Raw genomic sequence first — 19,528 nt, forward strand, 5'->3', positions numbered from 1 at the left:
CGTGATGACAGGGGCTGACATCAGAGTCTCCTGGGTGTTAGCGTCGATGTCAGTCACTGACATCGACAGGTTTGGAGCTCTCCCATGCGCATCTTCGTGACCGGGGCATCCGGCTGGATCGGTTCCGCCCTCGTTCCCGAACTCCTCGACGCGGGCCACGAGGTCGTGGGTCTCGCCCGCTCCGACGCCTCCGCCGCCGCCCTCACCGCCGCCGGGGCGGAGGTGGTGCGCGGCACCGTCGACGACCTCGACGTCCTCGGCACCACCGCCGCCGCGTCGGACGGAGTCGTCCACCTCGCCTTCAAGCACGACATCGCCTTCAGCGGCGATTTCCGGGGCGCCGCCGAGGCCGACCGCCGTGCCGCCGACACCCTCGGCGACGCCCTGGCCGGTACCGACCGCCCCTTCGTCCTCGCGTCCGGCTTCGCGGGCCTCGACCAGGGCCGGGTGTCGACCGAACGGGACATGCCGACCACCAACGACTCGCCGACAACCATCCGCGCCGTGACCGCCAGGTCCGTACTGGACCTCGCCGCGCGCGGTGTGCGCTCATCCGTGGTCCGGCTGTCCGCGACCTGCCACGGCGAGGGCGACCACGGGTTCATGGCGACACTCGTGGCCATAGCCCGCGCCAAGGGCGTCTCCGGATACCTGGGCGACGGCGCCAACCGCTGGCCGGCCGTCCACCGGCTCGACGCCGCACGGCTGTTCCGCCTGACGGTCGAGAAGGCCCCCGCGGGATCGGTGCTGCACGGTGTCGCGGAGGAAGGCATCGCCCTGCGTGACGTGGCCGAGGTGATCGGCCGTCACCTCGATGTGCCGGTGGTGGCCGTGGCCCCCGAGGACGCGGCCGAACACTTCGGCTGGCTGGGCGACTTCCTCGGACTCGACATCCCCGCGTCGAGTGCCCTGACCCGCGACCTGCTCGGCTGGTGGCCGAGCCGTCCCGGCCTCCTCGAAGACCTCGACAAGGGTCACTACTTCGGCAGGTGAGCGTGAGCGGACGCGGCGCTCAGCGCCCGTCAGGCGCCCGGCAGCCCCCACCGCGGCGCGTCCTGATTCGGGCGTACCGGTGCGACCGTCAGGTCCGGTCGATCACCCTCGGCGGTGATGAGAACCGACTCACCCCTGCGCAGGGCGACCCGGATCGTGCCGTCGCCGTCGTCGGAGTACCGCAGCGGACGACCGCGAGCGTCCCGTACGTCGACCGGCCCCGCGATCCCATGCCGTACCGCACAGGGAGCCCCGGCCTCGCTGACCAGCCGCACCCAGCGCGTGGTGCCGTCCTGGCGGCGCGCGCCGAGCAGGAAGGCGCCCTGCGTGCGGAAGTCGTGCACGACCAGGTCCTTCCAGGCGGCGGGCAGCGCGGGAAACACCCGGATGACGCCGCCCCAGGACTGGCACACCATGTCGTGCAGTGACTGGGCCGCCGACAGAGGCGTCTCGATGACCGGCCCCGACTCCTGGTACATGGTGTTGGGCCGGACGAAGCGGCTCATCAGCTCACCGAGATACCGCAGCGCGTCCTCCCCCTTGCCCAACAGCGCCGACATCGAGGCGGCACCCGTGAACGTGTAGCCCTGGAGGGCGCCCTCGAAACCCACCCAGTGCGCCAACGACCGCTCGATCAGGGCACGTTCGTCGGGCGTGCGGCCCGTCACCTCGTACAGCGGGTACACCGCGAGCAGGTGGGAGTAGTGGCGGTGCGACTTCGCGAAGGGGATGTCCGCGCCGATCATGAACCCGTTCGCGTCCGTCGGATACGGCACCCGCTTCGCCAGCACCTCGCGCCAGCGGGGCACCAACGGAGCGTCGACGCCCAGGAGGTCGGCGGATTCCAGGAGGGTGCGGCAGCCCCAGGTCAGCAGCATCAGGTCGTAGTTGCAGTCGCGCGAGTTGCCGCCGTACTCGGGGGAGAAGGTGGCGGGCAGGTGCAGCTTGCCGTCCGGGCCGGGTTCGAGGAAATGGAGGTAGTAGGTGATCGCTCTGCGGAGGAGGGGATGGAGGACGTCGCGGAGGACCGACTCGTCCATCGTGTGGCGGTAGGTGAGCCAGACGTTGTGCAACGCCCAGGTCAGATTGCCGACTTCGGGGGTGGGCGGGTCCTGGCCGGGGATGCCGACGCCGTAGCCCATGAGGGCACTGGCCGCGCCGTTGACCAGCCGGGCGTCGGTGGTGCGGGGGATGCCGAGGGAGTCGGAGCGGTACGGCGCCGGCGTCTCCTGGGTGAGGTTGTCCCGGAACTCGCTCAACGCCCGTGTGACCGCGTCGAGTTCGAGGTGGTTGGAGCCGTGGATGAGCCAGTACTCCAACTGCGCGTTCAGGTTCCACCAGGTGTTGGGCCACGGCGTGGGTTCCAGCCAGGGACCGTTCGTCGCCATCACCGGGGCGTCCCGGCGGGCGGCGGAGGCGGTCTTGTACAGCTGGATCCAGTAGAAGCGCTGGATACGGGCGTCGGGCAGGGACAGGAAGCTCTTGCGGTAGAAGGCGTGCCACCAGGCGCGGTGATCGACCGTGAGGGCCGGGTACGGCAGTCGGGCGGCGGCCCGGACCGCCTTGAGGGCCCGGCCGAGTGCCGTGGCCCTCGGGTGCGAGTGCGCGACGTGCACGTACAGCGTCCGTGTCCGCCCACTGCCCCGTTCCTGCCAGGCGGTGACGTGCTGTCCGCCCGCCAGCAGCGGCTGTACGGCGGCACTGACACCGTCGTGGTGGGCGACCCGGGCGGGCGGGTTGCCCTCGTAGCCGTCCGGCAGGGGCTTGAACGCGGCCCGCGGACTGATCGCCTCCGCCGGGTGGAACACCCACCGGAAGTCGCGCTCGCCCGCGCTCGCCGTCACCTCCACGGCGAGGACGGAGCGGTCGTTGTGGACCAGGGCGCGCAGGGCCAGCGTGCCCTTCTCGGTGGTCAGCGTGCCGGTCAACTCGGCGTCTTGGAGGGACAGTCGCCAGTCGAGCCCGGTGATCGCGCCCACCGGCTCCAGCGTGAAGTGCCCGATCGGCAGCCGGGCCAGGCCGAAGAGTGAGCCGAACTCCGGGCGGTGGTCCTGCACTTCGGAGTGCTGGACGTTGAAGCGCACGGCCGTCGACGCGGCGCCCGGCTCGGCGTAGATCCCGGAACCGAGGAAGCCGTTGCCCAGGAAGGGGCCCTCGTACCAGGTCGTCGGCATCCGCTGCCAGACCAGGTCGGCGTCGTCGAGGACGGTCCGCCAGGGGTCGGCGGTCCGCGCGGTGTCGTCCGCGCGGTCGGCCGCGGCCGCCTGTGCGGGAGCGGCCGGGGCCAGGCCCGGAGTCAGGCCCTCGGTCAGGAGGGTGCCGCCCAGGGCGGATCCGGTGGCGAGGACGGTACGTCTGGACGGAGAGGACACGCGGCCTCCAGGCGGGCTCGGCGAATCATCGGAGCTATCCCGGCATGCAACATAGAGATGGGGTTAGTGCGCGTCAATGGAACGGGATAGATCCGATGTGTGGAGGGGGTGATGGCGTCAGCCGTACCGCATCCACGCCCGGGTGCCGAACGACGCGCACGCCCGCGACGCCACCACGGCCGCTCCCCGCAGGGCCTCCGCGAACGAGGCCGAGGTCACCTCGCCCCGGAGCGCGAGGTGATGGCAGAGCGCCCCGTGCAGGACGTCCCCCGCGCCCAGCGTGTCCGCCACCCGGACGGCGGGCACGTCCACCGTGCCGCCGCCCTCGGGGCCGGCCCAGACGAGGGGCCGCTCCCCCCGGCTCACCGCCGACCGGACGACACCGTGCTCCCGAAGGAACCGCAGGGTGTCCACCGGGGTCCTCGTGCCGGGCGGACGGAAGTCCTCCGAGCAGACGGCCACGTCGACCGACGGCAGCAGTTTCTCCGTGCCGTCCTTCCAACTGCCCCCGTCGAGCACGGTGAGGCGTCCGGCGGTCCGCGCGGCGTGAGCGGCGGCCACCGCCAACTCCATGTGGTGGCCGTCGAGTTCGACCACGTCACAGTCGGCGACCAGGTCGCCGAGATGCGCGGGCGCGGAGAGCCGGTACCCGGTGGCGTTGGTCGAGGCGACGGCACGGTCCCCGCTCGACGCGGTCACGAGAACGGAGGACACGGGAGGCGGATCGACCGAGTCCGCCGCCAGATCCACCACTCTCACGCCCAGCCGCTCCAGGTCGGCCGTGACCGTGACACCCAGCGGATGGGAGCCGATCGCGGTGAGCAGCGTGGCGCGGCCGCCCAGGTGGGCGAAGGCCACGGCCGCGTTCGCCGCCGGACCGCCCGCGGCCACCACCTGATCACGAGCTGTCAGTTTCTCGTTGCCGTCCGGCACATGGTCCACGAGCTGGATGACGTCGAGGGTGCTCAGACCGACGAACAGGCCCGCGGGACGACAGCTCACGGACACCGCCGCAGACCCGGCCGCGTCCGGCTCCGCGGCGTCCGGCACGGCCGCGTTCGCCCCCGCGGCGTCCGGCTCCGCAGTATCCGGCACCGCCGCGTCCGCCGTCGCATCAGTCGACCGGCCACGTGTGAGCGGGAACGTTGAGATGCATGTAGTCGATGTACAGCTGCGTCATCCGCCGCAGCGCCTCGTGACGGCCGCAGTGTGTGGCGTCGTGGATGCGGTGGAACATCTCCTTCTGCCAGACGGCCCCGTTGCGGCCCGTGACGCACCGCTGCTCGATGACGCCGAGCAGCGGCTCGCGCCAGGTCGCGTCCATGCCGGACAGCTCCAGCCCGCGGTGCGCCAGCGGCAGCAGCCGCCGCAGGACGAGTTCGGGCACCGGTACCTCACCCATGCCGGGCCAGTACAGCCGTGCCTCGATGCCGTGCCGGGCCGCGGCGTGCAGGTTGTCCTCCGCGGCCTGGAACGACATCCGTGACCAGACCGGGCGTTCCTCCTCCACCAGGGCCCGGGTGAGACCGTAGTAGAAGGCGCCGTTGGCGAGGGTGTCGGCGACGGTCGGACCGGCGGGCAGGACGCGGTTCTCCACCCGGAGGTGCGGCTTGTCGTGGGCGACGGCGTAGACCGGGCGGTTCCAGCGGTAGACGGTGCCGTTGTGCAGGGTGAGCTCGGACAGCTCCGGAACGTCCCCGCGGTCCAGCGTCTCGACGGGATCCTCCGCGTCGCACAGGGGCAGCAGCGCCGGGAAGTAGCGCAGGTTCTCCTCGAAGAGGTCGAAGACGCTGGTGATCCACCGCTCCCCGAACCACACCCGGGGCCGCACCCCCTGCACCTTGATCTCCTGCGGCCGGGTGTCGGTGGCCTGCTCGAACAGCGGGATGCGGGTCTCGTGCCACAGTTCCTTGCCGAACAGGAACGGCGAGTTGGCCGCCAGCGCCACCTGGACCCCGGCGATGGCCTGCGCCGCGTTCCAGTAGTCGGCGAACTCCTCGGGGGAGACCTGGAGATGGAACTGGGTGCTGGTGCAGGCGGCCTCCGGCGTGATCGTGTCCGCGTAGGTCCGCAGCCGGTCGACGCCGTCCACCTCGATGTGCAGATCCTCGCCGCGGGCGGCGAAGACCTGGTCGTTGAGCAGCCGGTAGCGCGGATTCTCCGACAGCGCCGCCTCCCCGACGTCCGTCTGACGGAGCGTCGGCAGGATCCCCGTCATGATCAGCCGGGCGTCGACCGACCGGGCGCGCTCGTCGGCGTGGTTGAGCGCCTCCCGGATCTCCGTCTCCCAGGAGCCGGGGCCGCCGGCGGTCAGCCGGCGCGGCGGAATGTTGATCTCCAGGTTGAACCGGCCCAGCTCGGTGGCCCACGCCGGATCCGCGATCGCCTCCAGCACATCGCTGTTGCGCATCGCCGGCTCCGCCGCGCCGTCGACCAGATTCAGCTCGATCTCCAGCCCGACCTGCGGACGCTCGGACTCGAAGCGTGCCTCGCGCAGCATCTGCGCGAGCGCCTCCAGACACTGGTGGATCTTGATCCGGTAGCGGCGGCGGTCCTCGCGGGTGAACACCATCGCCGGGACGTCGCGACCCATCGGCCCTCCCGGGTTCTCCTCCTCGGACGGCTCTCGTTTCAGCCTCGCACCATCTCTCGCCCCTGACCAGGCGGGACGAGGTAACGAACACCGGCCCCCAGCAAGCCCGCCACGGCGTCACCGTATGCTCCGACCGTGGCTGACACCGACCTCCTGCGGCTGCCCGACATGCCGTTGCACGATCCCTTCGTGGTCGCCGACACCGGGAACCGCAACTACCACCTCTACACGTCCAACGACCCCACGGTGTCGGGCGTGCCCGGCACCGGCACGATGGTCTACCGCAGCCACGACCTGCGCGAGTGGACCCGTCCCGTCGTGGTCTTCCGCGCCGCCGGACAGGAGGGACTGTGGGCCACCGACGGCGGATGGGCGCCGGAGGTGCACGCCTGGAACGGCAGGTACTACCTGTTCACGACCCTCCACAACGAGGACAGGCCGCTCGCCGTGCCCCCGGCCGGCCCCTACGGCACCCCGTTCCAGCTCCGCACCCACATGCGCGGCACCGTCATCGCCGTGGCCGACTCCCTGCTGGGTCCCTTCACCGTCCTCGACCCCACCCGCCCCACCCCGCCCGAGAACCTCATGACCCTCGACGGCACACTTCACGTCGACCGGGCCGGACAGCCCTGGATGGTCTACGCGCACGAGTGGCTCCAGACCATCGACGGCACCATGGAGGCCGTCCGCCTGACTCCGGACCTCTCGGGCACCGTCGGAACACCCGTCCACCTGTTCAAGGCCTCGGACGCGCCCTGGCTCGGCGAGCAGATCCCCGGCGGGCTGCCGCACCAGCTCCCGCCCTACGTCACCGACGGACCGCAACTGCACCGCGCTCCCGACGGGTCCCTGCTCATGCTGTGGTCGACGTACGAGAAGAACGTGCCCGGCACCGACGGCACGCTCGGCGGCGGCTATGTGCAGACCTACGCCGTCTCGGACTCCGGGGACCTCACGGGACCGTGGCGGCAGCGCCGTCCGCTGGTCCGTGACGACAGCGGCCACGGCATGCTGTTCTCCGCGTTCGACGGCCGTCTGATGATGATCCTGCACCGCCCGTTCGACAACGCCCGGGGCAAGCTCTACGAGATGCGGCTCGACGGCGACGAGCTGCGGGTGCTGCGTCAGTGCACCGACCTCGACGGCGGCGGCTGACCCGGCACGGGGGTCACCGCGGGGTGAGCCGGACCACCGGGTACTCCCGGTCGGTCTTGCGCTGGTACTTCTCGTAGCGGGGCTGGGCGGCGACGATCCGCCGCCAGGCCCGCTCGCGCTCGGCGCCGTCCAGCACCCGCGGCGTCACCGGGACGGCCGGGCGGCCGGGCAGTTCGACCGAGGCACGGTCGGGACACGCGAGGAGATTGAGGTGCCAGTCCGGGTGCCGGGTCGTACCGCCCGACGCGACCACCAGCCAGGCGTCCTCGCCGTCGGCGAACCACGCCACCGGCGTCTGCCGGGCCTGCCCGCTCCGGCGGCCCACCGTGTGCAGGATCAGCACCTCCATGCCCATGAACGTCCCACGGCCGCCTCGGATCCTGCGGTTCGTCCGGGCGTTCATGCGGTGCTGCATCCACCGCGAGAAGGCCGACGGCGAGCCGTTCTCGCGCCTCGTCCCGTCGTCCGTCCGCTGGTTGTGTGTCATGACTGCCTCCGGTTGTCGATGCGTCACCGGCGTGGTGCGCCGGGTTCCTGACCGCGCGCCCTCACGGCGGGCGAGAAGTCCCGGCCCCGGGCGGCGCGTCCGCGCACACCGCCCGGGACCGGCACCCCTCATCCCCACGCGCCGGCGATCTGCCGGGTCGTGGCGTTGAGCCGGTTGAACATGTTGGTGACGCCGATCATCAGGACGATCGCCGCGAGCTGCTTCTCGTCGAAGTAGGTGGCGGCCGTGTCCCAGACCTCGTCGCCCACCGCGTCGGGACGGTCGGCCAGCCGCGTCGCGGCCTCGGCCAGTTCGAGCGCCGCCCGCTCCTCCTCGGTGAAGTACGGGGCCTCCCGCCAGGCGGCGACCGTGGCCAGCCGCTCGTCGCTCATCCCGGCCTTGCGGGCGGACTTGGCGCCCCCGTCGACGCAGGCGCTGCATCCGTTGATCTGGCTGATCCGCAGATGCACCAGCTCCAGCGTCTGCCCCTCGACGCCACCGGACTGCACGGCCTTGATGATCTCCTGGATGGGCTGCATCGCACCGGACAGGACGACTGCGGGGCTCTGCATACGGGACTGCATCATCGGGACTCTCTCCTCCGGTCGGTGCCCCCGACCTCGGGGGCGTGACTCCATGACAGCCGCGAGGGCTTGCCACGGCGACGGCCGTGGGACACCGTGGGACAGCCGAAACGGCTCTGAACAGCGACGACCCGCCCCGGACAGTTCGTGCCGGCGTGGGACAGGTCAAGGCGGGGGAACAGGGATGGCACAGCAAGAGGCGAGGACGACGGACCCGCAGGACGAACTGGCCGCCCGGCTGCGCCTGCTCCAGGAGCTGTCCGGGCTCGGCGTCCGGGCCCTCGCGCGGGACGCCGGTCTCAGCTCCTCGTCGCTGTCGCGCTACCTCAGCGGCCGGACGGTGCCGCCCTGGCCCGCCGTGATCGCCCTGTGCCGCCTCGTCACACGCGACCCGCGCCCGCTGCGCCCCCTGTGGGAACACGCCTCCCACCCCCTGCCGGCGCCCCCGAGAACCAGCCGCCAGGTCCCGCCCCCGTCCCCGCCCGCCGGCGCCCCGCGCCCGCCCCGCAACGATCTCCCGCGCGACGTCCCCGACTTCACCGGACGCGAGGCACAACTCGCCGCCGTGCTCGCCGCGGTGGCCGCCGGCCGCGTGGTCGCCGTGGACGGCATGGCCGGCGTCGGCAAGACCTGCCTGGCCGTGCACGCCGCCCACCGGCTCGCCGCCGACCACCCCGACGCCCAGCTCTACCTGGACCTGCGCGGATTCACCGAGGGACGCCGCCCGCTCGACCACGACAGCGCGCTGCGCACCTTGCTCGCCGCCCTGGACGTCCCCTCCGAGAAGGTCCCGCAGGACGGCGGCGTCGAGCGACTCGCCGCCTGCTGGCGCGCGGAACTGGCAGGCCGACGAGCCGTCCTGGTCCTCGACAACGCCGCCGACGCCGACCAGGTCCGCCCCCTGCTGCCCGGTGCCGGATCGTCCGTCGCCCTGATCACCAGCCGCAACCGCCTGCTCGGCCTGGACGACGTGCCACCGGTGTCGCTCGACGTACTGACCGAGCGGGAGAGCGCCCAGCTGCTGGCCCGCGCCAGCGGCGACCCCGACGGTCCCGAGGGGCGCCTCGCCCGCGATCCGGAGGCCACCGCCGAGGTGCTGCGCCTGTGCGGACGCCTGCCGCTGGCCCTGCGTCTGGCCGCCGCCCGGCTGCGCCACCGGCCCGGCTGGACCGTGGGCATCCTCGTCGAACGGATGGCGGAGGGCGCGAGCGAGTTCGACACCGTCTTCGACATGTCCGTACGACAGCTGGACCGGCCCCGAAGACGTCTGTTCCGCCTGCTCGGCCTGCTGCCCGGGGCGACCTTCGACGCGTACGTGGCGGCGGCCCTGGCGGACGTGCCGCTGCGCGACGCACGGGCGATGCTGGAGGACCTCCTCGACGCGCACCTCGTCCAGCAGCCGTCGGCCGGCCGCTACCGCCTGCACGACCTGGTCCACCAGCACGCCCGCCGCGCCACCCTGGAACAGGACCCGCCGGCCGACCGGGACCGGGCGCTGCGCCGGGTGCTCGACTACTACGTCCACGCGGCGGCCGCCGCCGACACCGCGATGCCGTTCCTGTCCGTCAGCCGCGCGTCCCGCGTCGGCCAACTCCCGCCCGCACTGCCGCGGTTCACCGACAAGATCGCGGCCCTGATCTGGTTCGGCACCGAGTACACCAACCTGCTCGCCGCCTTCGAAGCGGCGGACGCGGCCGGGGCCGACACCCACGTGTGCGAACTGCCGCGGTTCATGCGGGCGTACTTCGCGCGGCGCTGCGGAACGACCATGCTCAACGCCCTGTTCGAGCGCTCACTGGCCGCCGCGCAGCGCCTGGACGATCCGCTCCAACTGGCCGAGGCCCACAGCGACCTGGGCTTCGCCCGGTACAACGCGGGCCGCCTGGCGGATGCCGACGCCGCGTACGAGACGGCGGCCACGCTGCTCACCGGCGCGGGAGACACCCTCGCCGAGGCCGAGCTGACGCTGCGCCGCGGCTACCTGGCCTGGGACCAGGGGCACGTCGAGGAGCCGCTCGAACTCTTCCGTCTCGCGGGCAAGTTGTACGCGGACGCCGACCGCCCGATGGGAACCGCCCACGCCACCGCCTACGAGGCGTGGGCGATGCTGCAACTGGGACACCGCGAGGAGGCGGCACGGCTGGCTCGTACGGTACTGGAGGCCCCGCACGCCGACCCCGCGTGGCCGCCCACCCTCACGGCCCGGATCACCCTCGGCGTGGCCGTCGCCCACGAGGACCCCGACGAGGCCCTGCGACACCTGGACCAGGCCCTCGCCCTGGCCCGCGAGGACGGGCACCGGCACAACGAGGCGTGGTGCCTCAACTGCCGGGGCGTCGCACTGCGGCAGATGAGCCGTCACGAGGAGGCACTGGCCGCCCACCGAGAGGCCTTCGCCCTGCTCGACGAACTCTTCGAGGAACACTGGAAGATCCACTTCCTCAACGGCTACGGCGAGACCTGCCGCCTGGCGGGCCTGCCCGACCAGGCCCTGCACCTGCATCGCGAGGCCCTGCGACTCGCCCGCCGGCTGGCCAACCGGCACGAGGAGGCGCTCGCCCACGAGGGCATCGCCGCCGTGCTCGACGGAACGGACCCGGCCGCGGCCGCCGACCACCGGGCCGCGGGCCGGGCCGTCCTGCCGGACAGCTGACGGCAGGCAAGTCACCCCCGCGGCGCGTCGCCGAAGACCAGGCGATGCCCGCGGGCGGTGTCCACGTACTCGCGGACGCGGTGGATCAGCCCCTCCCGCAGTTCGAAGACGAAGCAGTAGTCGTTGGCGTAGGGGCGGCCGTCGGCGAGCGTCGCCGTCACGGTCGCCTCCACGACCACCCGGTCGCCGTCGGTGTGGAGGTGGTGGAAGGCGGCGGAGAGATCGCGGGCGAACAGGCGGGGCAGGTCCTTGGCGAAGAAACGCACGATCGCGTTCCTGCCCACCATGTGAGGGGTCGCCCCCAGCGCCACGGCGGTGGCGTTGCCGGGCGGCGAGAGCCATTCGGCGTCCTCGGTGAGGACCGCGGAGATCCGGGCGGGGTCGTGTGCGGCGAGCGCCTGGAAGGCGTCCTGGATGACGGTGTGATGCATGACCTCACTGTCACCGCCGCCACGCGTCACCGTCTTGGACGAATGTTCCGGTCGATCCCGTCCTATCCTGGGACGATGCGATCCACCGTGCACGAGCGCGGAACCGCGGCCGCGTGGGACGTCGTGAGACCGCCGGGGCCGAGCCGGTTGGCGGGCGTCAGCATGGCGGGGTTCCGCGCCGCGAGCACCGCGGGCCGGGTCGACGTACGCGTGGTTCCGCATCCGGCCGTCACCGTGGTGCTGGAGTTCGGTGCCGGCCCGCTCGTCGTGGACACCGCCAATGGGCACAGGCAGCGGGGGGACCTCGTCGCCGGGTTCCTGCACGGCTCGCTGCGCGTGCGGGGTGAGAGCGTCGAGTGTGTGCAGGTGCGCCTGTCACCGGTGGTCGCGCACACCGTGCTGGACGCCTCGCCCGCCGAGCTGGACCACACCGTGGTCGGGCTGGAGGACCTGTGGGGCCGGGACGCGGCACGCCTGCGACAGCGGCTCGGTGAAACCACGTCCTGGCAGGACCGGTTCGCGCTGGCGGAGGCACTGCTCACCCGCCGGGCCGAGTCCGGGCCGCCGGTGGACCGCCAGGTGGCCTGGGCCTGGCACCGGATCACGGCCGGCCGAGGCCGGGTCAGGATCGAGGAGTTGGCGGCCGAACTCGGCTGGAGCCGCACACGCCTGTGGAGCCGCTTCCGCTCACAGATCGGCCTTCCGCCCAAGCGCGCCGCGAAGTTGGTCCGCTTCGATCACGCCGCCCACCGCCTCGCGACGGGCGAGAGCCCGGCCCGGGTCGCGGCGGACAGCGGCTACGTCGACCAGTCCCACCTGCACCGGGACGTTCTCGCGTTCACGGGAGCGACGCCGGCGACGGTCGCCGGGGGCCAGTGGCTGGCGGTGGACGCCATGGCGTGGGACTGACGGCGTAGGCGGCGGGGCCCGACGCGCACGCGAACGGCCGGCCCCTCGTCAGGGCTCGTCGGTCTCCGCTTCCAGCGACGCCCGCGTCGCCGCTCCGTACACGCCCGGCTGGTCCCCGCCGACGAGCCGGGTGAGCTGGTAGCTGCGGACCGAGTTCTCCACCTGGCGGTCGTAGACCCCGTCGGACGCGCCACCGTAGAGACCGACCTGGCTCAGCCGGAGCTGCAGTTCGGTGACCTCCGGACCGGTGTCGCCGAGGCCGAGGACCGGGGCCGGTCGGGCCGAGCCGCTGGGGCCGGCCGTCGTGGCGGTCGGGGTGGGAGACGTGCTGCCCTCGGGTGGGGCGGCCGAGGCGGAGGGCGTGGCCGTACTCGTCGAGGTCGGCCCGGCGGACGTGGACGGCGTGGCGGACGGCCCGGCCGAGGAGGGGCTGACGGACGGCTCCACGGCGGCCGGCGTGCCCGTGGGGGAGCTGGTGCGGTCCGGCACGGGCGCCCTCGTCCCCTCGGGCAGGGCCGTGTCGCGGGCGGGGCTCTGGTAGAGGAGGATGCCCGCGGTGATGCCCACCGCGAAGAGCGAGACCGCGACTCCCGCGAGGAGCAGTGCGGCGCGGTGACGAGCCGGGTTCCCCTCGGTGGGGGAGGGAACCGAGGCGGGCGGAGCGTCGGGACCACGCGACACCGTTGTCACCGGGAGCGTCGTGTCGGGTGTCCCGATGCCGGGGGAGTCGTCGGTCTCGGCCGGGGCGCCGACATGGGGCTCGCGGGCCGCGTGATCGGCCTCGCCGCCACCGTCGACCGCCTCGGCCTCGGCGTCGTCCTCGCTCTCGTCCTCGACGCTTTCGTCCTCGACCGCGACGAAGGGCCGGATGCGCACCGGGTCGAAGTCCTCGGCGGCGGCCGCCTGCGCGGCACGGTCCTCGCGGTGGGCGTCGGACGCGAGACGGCCGCAGGCACAGGACGGTGTGCCGTTGGCCGCTCGGGGCGCACCGCACAACGGGCAGACGTGGGGGGTCTGTTCACTCACTCGGGGGTCCCTCTCCGTACGGGCTCCAGAGTTTATTCAGATCTTCCGCACACAATCTCCCAGGGGTGGGTCCGACCCGGACGGGCCCCGCGAGGCAGCGCGCGGCAAGCAGGTACCTGCGCGGGCACCTACTAGGTACCATCACGTGTATGCCATCCCTGAACGTGTCCTTCACCGACGAGGAACTCGAGGGCGTCCGGGCCGCCGCCGCCGCCGAGGGCAAGAGCCTCAAGCAGTACCTCCACGACCTCGGCGTCCGCGAGATGCAGCGTCAGCGGTTCATCGCCGGTGCCGGCGGCTGGGCCGACCGGCTCCGCGACGAGTTCGACCAGGCGTTCCCCGACGAGGTGCCCCCCGGCCGGCCCGGCAACGGAGTCACGGCCGCCTGATGCCCCTGACCATCGACGTCTCCTGGCTGCTCGACGTCCAGGAGACCGCGCTCGGGCACGACGACCTCACCGTCTCGGACTACTCCGCCCTGGTCGCCGCGGTGGCCCGCCACCGGACCCGCCTTCCCACGCTCGCGGCCGCCGACCCGGACGCGGCCTGGCGCGCGGCCGCCCTGATGCACACCATCGTCCGCCTGGAACCCCTGCCGCACCGCAACAGCCTGTACGCCGCGTTCATCGCCGCCCAGTACATGGACCAGTCCGGCGAAGGCATCGACCCTCCGTACGGGGCGCTCTCCGACCTCGTCCGCAAGATCCGCGACACCCGCGTCGGCGTCCAGGCCGTGGCCGACCAACTGCGCGCCTGGAAGCTTTAGCGTTCATATCCGCGACCCCCTTGATTCAGATCCGATTCAGGTCTGATTGAGATCCGATTAAGGGCGAGGAAACCTACCGTATTCCTCCCCGGCGAGGCCCCGTTCCGTAATGCCCGCACGGTGATCCGGAATTACCTCCCTTCTTTCCGCCCCGGCACAACCATTCGGAACAACTCCTCGTCTACATCGGCGAATCGATGCCGTTCGGGGAGATGACCACCCCCGGCGTGACGGCATGCGTCCACATACTCGGGGGGCTTTCCGTGCCTGGTTTGTACGACCCTGCACGCGACCTTTGCGTCGTTCGAATCGGCCGAGGAGGAAATGCGCACCGCACGGTTCGCCCCGCAGCCACGGGAGGCCGCGCGTGATATCCGGAGCCGGCTCCGCCCCGGCGACCGCGGCGGCACCCGACGCCGAAGCCCTGCCCGGGAGCGGCGCGGCGCGGCCCGCCGAACCGTCGTCGGTCCGGGCGCGTATACAGAAGCGGCTGCGGCTGTCGAGGCCGACCGGCCCGCGTCCGACCGCCGCCCTCCTCGCGGCGGCCATCACGCTCACGGCGCTCTGCGCCGCCGGAGCCGTCGCCCGCACCTACCCCTTCGGACCGCGCACCCGCAGCATCAACGACCTCGGCAACCAGTACCTGCCGTACCACGCCCACCTGTGGGACCTGCTGCACGGTCGGGCCGACGGGGGCCTCCTCGTCAACTGGCAGTCCGGATTCGGCACCGGCTTCCTGCCCGACCTCGGCACCTACCTCAGCAGCCCGTTCGCCCTGCTCGTAGGGGTGTTCCCACGGGACGAGATCGACCTCGCGGTCTATGTGATCACCCTGCTGAAGTCGGCGTGCGCCGGCGCGGCCATGGCCTGGCTGCTGCTCACCCTGCGCTCCGGCCGCTGGTGGGCGGCGGGACTGCTGGGCGCGTCCTACGCCCTGTGCGGCTGGAGCGTGGCCGACGCCGCCTACAACCCGATGTGGCTCGACGGCCTGATCGCCCTGCCGCTGCTGTGCCTGGTGGGGGAGTGGACCCGGCACGACCGGCACCGGACCCTCGGCGTACTGGTCGTGGCCCTCGCCTGGATCGCCAACTTCTACACCGCGTACATGGCCACGGCCGCCGCCTGTCCGGTGCTGCTGCTCCGGCTGCTGCTCGCCGGTCTGCCGCGCCGCCGGGCGCTCGCCGCGGTGGGCCGGACGGGCGCGACCTTCGCCCTCGGAATCGGCCTGGCCGCGCCGCTGGTGACGGTGGTCTACTTCGGCACCACGCACGCCTCACCCGGCCGGTTCACCTGGTTCGCCCCGGTGACGGGGGAGGACCTGCTGGCCCGGCTGCTGCCCGCGACGTACAGCTTCGGATCGCCGGCCGTCTTCGTCGGCACCACGGCCCTCCTGCTCGCCCTCGCCCTGCCCTTCCACCGCGCGGCGCCCCGGCAGGTACGCATCGCGTGGCCGGTGCTCGTGCTCGCGGTGACCTTGTCGATGCAGTGGCAGCCCACCCACCTGGCCTGGCACGCCTTCACCACGCCCCAGGGCAGCTCCTACCGCCAGGCCTTCGTCCTGTGCGCGCTGCTGGTGATCGCCGCCTGGCACACGCTCTCCTACGGCCCGCCCGACCGGCGTGCGCTGGGCGCGGCCGCCGGACTGCTCGTGCTGATCGCGGCCGTCGCGAGCCGCAGCGGCCTGATCCGCCCGTTCGTCTGGCCGATCCTGCTGGTCGCCGTCACCGCGGCGCTCGTCGGCCTGCTCCTGCTCGGCCGCACCGCCGATGCCCGAGGGGCCGATCCCCGGCGGACCGGTGTTCGCCGCGGTGCCGTCCTGACCGGATGCGCTGCGGTGCTGCTCATCGGTGCCCAACTCGGCGAGGCCACCGCCACCTCGGCCGTGGCCGCCCGACTGCGGCTCGGCGGCATGGACGACTACGCCCCCTGGGGACCCCGGCAGGATCAGCAGACGGAGGCGATCGCGCACGCCGACGGCTGGCCCCGCTACCGCACCGACCCCGGCCGCGAACAGACCGTCGGCAACGACCCCCTGATGGTGGGAGGCCAGGGCGCCCAGTACTACAGCAGCCACACCTCCGACGTCCTCAGCAGCACCCTCACCGCGCTCGGAGGCGGCTGGACCTCGGGAGGCCGGAGCCTTCAGAGCCTGGACAACGCCGTCACCGACGTGATCTTCTCCGTCGGCGCCCGGGTGCACACCCCGCCGGATCCACACCAGAACTGGTTCCCCCAGGACGGCACCGGCGTGACGGTCACCCGCCAGGACGTCCCGCCGCTGGTCACGGTGCGGCCCGCCGACCCACCCGGCGGCGGTTCCGCCTACGGCCCTTCGCCCTACCGCAACCAGGAACTGCTGCTGGGCACCCGCGTCTACACCCTGCCCCGCTTCACCCTGGACACCGGCACCGGACAGCCGCCGGCCCGCGCGCACGGAAAGCGTCCGGGACTGCGCCTCGACGCCCCGCCCGCCACCGGCACCGCCCCCGAGCCGACGCTCACCGCGCGCTGCACGCCCGGCGACGAGGTCTACCTCTGGGCCCCGCACTTCGCCGGCACCGCACGCCTGAGCGGGGCCGCCGCCGACGGCCTCACCGGGCGGTTCCGCTCCGACCCCAGCACCAAGATCGCCGCCATGCAGCGCCTCGGCACGGTCCCGGCCACCGGCCGTCTCGTGATCGACCTGTCCCCGAACCGGCCGAGCCTGATCCCCGACGGCGCCGTCGGCTGCCTGGACACCGCCCGGCTGCGCAGGACCGCCGACCGTCTGAAGGCCACCGGCGCCACCGAGGTGACCGTCTCCGACGGCACCCTCCGGGCGCGGCTCCCGTCCGGCAGCAAGGGCATCGCGGTCGTCGCGGCCCCGCGGATCGCCGGCTGGCGCTGCTCCACGGGCACCGCTGCCGCCGTCCCCGCCTCGGACCACCACGGCCTCCTCGCAGTCCCCCTCGACGGCTCGTCGACCAGCCTGACCTGCACCTTCCATCCTCCCGGCCTACGACTGGGCACGACCGTCGGCGCGGCGTCGCTGCTCGCCCTGCTCCTGTGGGCCGCTGCCACGGCACTCCACCGGCGGAGACGGCCGTGACGCTCCGGAGCCCCCGTCTACCGCACCCGGCAGTGCGCCGGAGCCGTCACCGGGTCGCACTCCACGGCCGCCCCGCTCGGCAGCTCCGCCGTGTAGTCGCTGCCGTAGCGGGCGGCGAGGCCGGGTGCGGGGAAGTCGGTGCTGATGATCTGGGCACCGGAGGCGAGGGCGGCGTCCAGCCGGGCGGTGCTGCCGCTGGAGGCCTCGGTGAACGGCACGTCGGACCTCGTGCGGACGTAGTAGCCGCGCCGGACCAGGTCCTGGATCACGGCGGTGTTGTCCGCGGTGGGATCGTTCCAGCCGATGAACGCCGCGTCGGCGCGCCCGGGGCGGGAGTTGGTGAACAGCACCCGGCCCTGGAGGCTGTCGCGGCCGCCGGCCCGGTAGGCGCTCTGCAGGACCGGATCCTGGTTGTCCATGAGGAACATGACCTGGCCGCGGACGCGGTCGACGGTGGGCCAGCCATGGGTGAGGACGGACTGCTCCAGCGTCAGGCCGGGCCGGCGCAGATCGTCCGGGGTGACCGTGCGACGGTCGCCGAAGACGCTTCTGATCTCCGCGTCGAGGGCGTCGAGAAGCCGTGTCGTCCAGGCGGGGCTCTTGGCTCCCCCGCGGGCCTCCATCTTGGGATCCGTGCTCTTCAGCTCCAACAGGACGGGCACGGTCGTGTGCGCGGGGTGGGCGTCGGACCACGCCTTGACCTGGCGCAGGCAGGTGGTGAGCCGTACACACCCGGTGTTGTAGTCGTGGTCGGCCCAGTGGAGCACCTTGAAGCCCGGCTCGGCGTAGTCGGGATCGGTGAGCGGGCCGAGGCCGGCGGCGGTGCGCACCAACGGCCTGCCGTAGAGGCCGCCTTCGGGGTCGGGGAAGACGTCGAGCTCGATGCTGCGGACCTTCTGCCGTTCGAACTGCACGGGCAGGGAGGCGTGGCTGTACTCGAGGTTCCAGAAGTTGGCGTCGGTGGTGCGCTGGGCCACTTTCTCGGCGAAGCTCACTTCGCGGTGGTAGCTGTTGTGGGTGGCGATCATCCGGATCTGGTTGAGCCGCAACGGGGTTGTGTCGGGGCTCTGGGCCCTCGCCGCGGTGACGGTGGACGCCAGCGCGGCCAGGACCGACACAACGGCCGCGGTACGTCGGTGGGTTCGGCTGATCGTGGGCACAGCACCTCCAGGCGGACGGACGGCGAGCGGTGCCGACCCTGCCGGGTCGGATTGACGGGAGCATGCCCGAAAGGTGGCGCCCGGATGACGGATGGCGTCGGACGGGGCGTCGGCGTGAAGGACGGCCGCCGCAGGGCCAAGAGCGGCCACGTAGGCTCGTGTTCATGGACGCGCTCCTACCGTTCCTGATCCTGCTCGGGGCCCTCGCCGTGGTCCTGGGCTTCTTCGCGTGGCTCGCGGTACGCGTTCGCCGCCGCGGCCTGGCGGGCGGGGCGATGAGCGCCGCCCTGGCCTCGTACGAGGAGGCGTTCCGCGTCACGTCCCACGAAGCCCACATCGAGATCCGCGCCCAGGCGGAACGCAAGGCGCCGATCCTCTTGCCCGACGGCCCGTGGGCGCGGAGCCTCGGCGATGCCGGAAACCTCAACGGGGCCGGGCGTGGACCGCTCCAGCCCCGCCCACGCCGCACACGCGGCAGGCTCGCCCGCTGGACCGATCGCCTCAGGCGACCCGGCCGCTGACCGGTGAGTCTCTGCCTGAAGGTCCGTCACATCTGAAGAACGTCAAGCGCGGCAGTGCAACTGCCCCACCGCTCGGGCCATTTGGCCCGTGGCGGCCATGTCGCGGCCTCAGACGCGGAGTTCGGCCGGGAAGCCGGTCCAGCGCAGGTCGTCGGGAAGATGGCTCGTGTCGTTGTAGACGAGGACGGAAGCCGGCCGGTCCGGTGCGTACCGGATGACGGTCAGCGCGGCGTTGGCATGGTTGAGGCCCACCCAGCGCCACTTCGGTGCGTCCAGGGCTGCACGCACGATCCAGCCGATGAGGAAGGTGTGGGTGACGACGAGCTCGTGGCGGGGTTCGTCACCGGCGACCGGTCCCGTGAACCGCGTGAGGGCCGCCTCGGCCAGCTCGGGTCCCCGTTCACGCTCCTCGGCGGGGAACCGGGACAGACGGTCGAGCATGGCGTCGGCCGACTGCGGCGGCAGCTCTTCTCGCCGGGGCAGGTAGGGGACGTAATCACCGGCCGGCTCGGATGCCCGCGCGAGGGGAACGTCGTCGAGTTGCCCGCAGATCAGCCGGGCGGTCTGCGCCGCGCGCGGCAGCGGTCCGTGGTGGACGGCGGTGAGAGGGGCGTGCCGGAGCCGCTCACCGAGCAGGACGGCCTGGCGGCGGCCCGTGTCCGTCAGCGTGCTCTCGTCCGCCGAGGCCTCACCGTGCCGTGCGAGATAGAGATAGCGCGCGGCCGTTGCCGTCATGGTCCAGTCCTCCGCCGGAGTTCCTGATCTTGCGAACGTCTGAACGGACGTCGGC

Annotated in this window: 17 protein-coding genes; 8 read left to right on the forward strand and 9 right to left on the reverse strand. The window is 72.6% G+C overall.

What is annotated here, in order from left to right; genetic code table 11:
* Positions 1-84: 84 nt before the first annotated feature.
* A complete protein-coding gene (locus K4B79_RS03920; RefSeq protein ID WP_232024822.1) occupies positions 85-993 on the forward strand; it encodes an SDR family oxidoreductase in 909 nt (302 codons plus the stop codon).
* 29 nt (positions 994-1,022) lie between these two features.
* On the opposite strand, the gene K4B79_RS03925 is transcribed toward K4B79_RS03920, so the two are convergent.
* The 3 genes from K4B79_RS03925 to K4B79_RS03935 form a co-directional block, all read right to left on the reverse strand.
* Positions 1,023-3,365, reverse strand: coding sequence for a glycosyl hydrolase family 95 catalytic domain-containing protein (locus tag K4B79_RS03925; protein WP_232024823.1), 2,343 nt, complete (start codon positions 3,363-3,365; stop codon positions 1,023-1,025).
* 117 nt (positions 3,366-3,482) lie between these two features.
* The gene (locus K4B79_RS03930) at positions 3,483-4,367 is read right to left on the reverse strand and encodes a PfkB family carbohydrate kinase (protein ID WP_232025412.1); all 885 of its coding nucleotides are present in this window, start codon (positions 4,365-4,367) and stop codon (positions 3,483-3,485) included.
* A gap of 112 nt (positions 4,368-4,479) precedes the next feature.
* Complete coding sequence (locus K4B79_RS03935; RefSeq protein WP_232024824.1) at positions 4,480-5,958, reverse strand: glutamate-cysteine ligase family protein; 1,479 nt, start codon at positions 5,956-5,958, stop codon at positions 4,480-4,482.
* A 168-nt stretch (positions 5,959-6,126) separates the two neighbouring features.
* Between K4B79_RS03935 and K4B79_RS03940 the strand changes: the two genes are divergently transcribed.
* A complete protein-coding gene (locus K4B79_RS03940; RefSeq protein WP_232025413.1) occupies positions 6,127-7,113 on the forward strand; it encodes a glycoside hydrolase family 43 protein in 987 nt (328 codons plus the stop codon).
* Between the two features lie 13 nt (positions 7,114-7,126).
* On the opposite strand, the gene K4B79_RS03945 is transcribed toward K4B79_RS03940, so the two are convergent.
* Positions 7,127-7,600, reverse strand: coding sequence for a nitroreductase family deazaflavin-dependent oxidoreductase (locus K4B79_RS03945; protein ID WP_232024825.1), 474 nt, complete (start codon positions 7,598-7,600; stop codon positions 7,127-7,129).
* Between the two features lie 128 nt (positions 7,601-7,728).
* Positions 7,729-8,184: a carboxymuconolactone decarboxylase family protein gene (locus tag K4B79_RS03950; RefSeq protein ID WP_232025414.1), complete on the reverse strand. Its 456-nt coding sequence runs from the start codon at positions 8,182-8,184 to the stop codon at positions 7,729-7,731.
* Positions 8,185-8,368: 184 nt separating this feature from the next.
* Between K4B79_RS03950 and K4B79_RS03955 the strand changes: the two genes are divergently transcribed.
* Positions 8,369-10,837, forward strand: a complete 2,469-nt coding sequence (locus tag K4B79_RS03955) for a tetratricopeptide repeat protein (RefSeq protein WP_232024826.1) — start codon at positions 8,369-8,371, stop codon at positions 10,835-10,837.
* An 11-nt stretch (positions 10,838-10,848) separates the two neighbouring features.
* Here the strand turns inward: K4B79_RS03955 and K4B79_RS03960 are convergent, their stop codons facing one another.
* The gene (locus K4B79_RS03960; protein ID WP_232024827.1) at positions 10,849-11,268 is read right to left on the reverse strand and encodes a nuclear transport factor 2 family protein; all 420 of its coding nucleotides are present in this window, start codon (positions 11,266-11,268) and stop codon (positions 10,849-10,851) included.
* 75 nt (positions 11,269-11,343) lie between these two features.
* On the opposite strand from K4B79_RS03960, the gene K4B79_RS03965 reads away from it, so the two are divergent.
* The gene (locus tag K4B79_RS03965; RefSeq protein WP_232024828.1) at positions 11,344-12,177 is read left to right on the forward strand and encodes a helix-turn-helix domain-containing protein; all 834 of its coding nucleotides are present in this window, start codon (positions 11,344-11,346) and stop codon (positions 12,175-12,177) included.
* Between the two features lie 48 nt (positions 12,178-12,225).
* Here K4B79_RS03965 and K4B79_RS03970 read toward each other — a convergent pair whose 3' ends face one another.
* Complete coding sequence (locus K4B79_RS03970; protein WP_232024829.1) at positions 12,226-13,203, reverse strand: peptidoglycan-binding domain-containing protein; 978 nt, start codon at positions 13,201-13,203, stop codon at positions 12,226-12,228.
* 149 nt (positions 13,204-13,352) lie between these two features.
* Between K4B79_RS03970 and K4B79_RS03975 the strand changes: the two genes are divergently transcribed.
* From K4B79_RS03975 to K4B79_RS03985, 3 genes are all read left to right on the forward strand, one after another.
* A complete protein-coding gene (locus K4B79_RS03975; protein ID WP_232024830.1) occupies positions 13,353-13,592 on the forward strand; it encodes a hypothetical protein in 240 nt (79 codons plus the stop codon).
* Positions 13,592-13,969, forward strand: a complete 378-nt coding sequence (locus K4B79_RS03980; RefSeq protein WP_232024831.1) for a toxin Doc — start codon at positions 13,592-13,594, stop codon at positions 13,967-13,969. Before K4B79_RS03975 ends, K4B79_RS03980 begins: the two co-directional genes overlap by 1 nt.
* 490 nt (positions 13,970-14,459) lie before the next feature.
* Positions 14,460-17,057: a YfhO family protein gene (locus tag K4B79_RS03985; protein WP_374208429.1), complete on the forward strand. Its 2,598-nt coding sequence runs from the start codon at positions 14,460-14,462 to the stop codon at positions 17,055-17,057.
* A gap of 17 nt (positions 17,058-17,074) precedes the next feature.
* Here K4B79_RS03985 and K4B79_RS03990 read toward each other — a convergent pair whose 3' ends face one another.
* On the reverse strand, positions 17,075-18,217 hold the full coding sequence (locus K4B79_RS03990; RefSeq protein WP_232024832.1) for a phosphatidylinositol-specific phospholipase C1-like protein: 1,143 nt from the start codon (positions 18,215-18,217) through the stop codon (positions 17,075-17,077).
* A gap of 164 nt (positions 18,218-18,381) precedes the next feature.
* Between K4B79_RS03990 and K4B79_RS03995 the strand changes: the two genes are divergently transcribed.
* Entirely contained in the window at positions 18,382-18,738 is a 357-nt protein-coding gene (locus K4B79_RS03995; RefSeq protein ID WP_232024833.1) for a hypothetical protein, read from the forward strand.
* 108 nt (positions 18,739-18,846) lie between these two features.
* Here K4B79_RS03995 and K4B79_RS04000 read toward each other — a convergent pair whose 3' ends face one another.
* The gene (locus K4B79_RS04000; RefSeq protein ID WP_232024834.1) at positions 18,847-19,473 is read right to left on the reverse strand and encodes a histidine phosphatase family protein; all 627 of its coding nucleotides are present in this window, start codon (positions 19,471-19,473) and stop codon (positions 18,847-18,849) included.
* Between the last annotated feature and the right edge of the window lie 55 nt (positions 19,474-19,528).

This window comes from Streptomyces lincolnensis (assembly GCF_021173675.1).
In the GTDB taxonomy this organism is placed as follows: Bacteria; Actinomycetota; Actinomycetes; order Streptomycetales; family Streptomycetaceae; genus Streptomyces; species Streptomyces lincolnensis_B.